Below are 905 nucleotides of genomic sequence, written 5' to 3' on the forward strand. Positions count from 1 at the left end.
TAGCGGTTATAGTTGCTCCATCTTTAATAGTAAGATTACCTGTTATTTTTCCATTATTATTACCAATACCAGCATTTTTACCTATTATCATAGAGCCTTGACCTGAGATAAGAATATCTCCACTGAGGTTGGCACCTGTTTCAAGTTTGATTCCATACTCAGTTTCTCCTTCTATTCTAGCTCCTCCTGATATGTTAATATCTCCACTAAGGTTGGCACCTTTTCTAAGTAAGATTCCATTTTTTCCTCCCTCTATCCTCGCTCCATCTTTAATGGTAATCTTTTGGGATTTGGAATTACCCGCTAAGAAAATACCATATTCACCCCCACTAATCTTAGTATTAGCTCCACTAATTTCAAGTTCTCCTAGAGTTTGGTTTGGTCCTACTATAATACCTGAATATTTTGTTCCATGCACTACTGCCCCATCTTGCATAGAGAGTTTTCCAAATTTACCATTAGCAACACCAATTCCAAAACTATTTGATCTTATCGTTCCTTTATTGATAATAGTTGCAATGGTTCCTCCACCTTGTAAGTTTATGCCTGCATCTGTATCATCACTACTCTTACTAATAATACTTCCTTCATTAGTGAGGGTTTGAATGATTGCACCATTTATAAACATACCACTCCAACCACCTTGTATCGTCCCCTTATTCTCAAAGTTCTCAATAGTAGCTTTACTATTAATTTGCACCACATCTCGACCCCCCTCTATCGTCCCACTATTCTTAAAAGTCTCTATACTACTCCCCCCTAAAATATTAATCACTATTCCTCTATTCCCCTCACTCTTAATAGTTCCACTATTACTAAAATCTGTAAGAGTAGATTTATTAATATATACATTCACTGCATTACCAACAGCTTCTATGGTTCCAGTATTTTTAAAAGTTCCTAAA

Annotated in this window: 1 pseudogene; it reads right to left on the reverse strand. The window is 35.9% G+C overall.

Annotated elements, in window-relative coordinates:
- Positions 1-905 (reverse strand): annotated as a pseudogene (locus LS72_RS11115) (hypothetical protein); the annotation flags it as partial.

The organism is Helicobacter apodemus (genome assembly GCF_000765745.2).
In the GTDB taxonomy this organism is placed as follows: domain Bacteria; phylum Campylobacterota; class Campylobacteria; order Campylobacterales; family Helicobacteraceae; genus Helicobacter_D; species Helicobacter_D apodemus.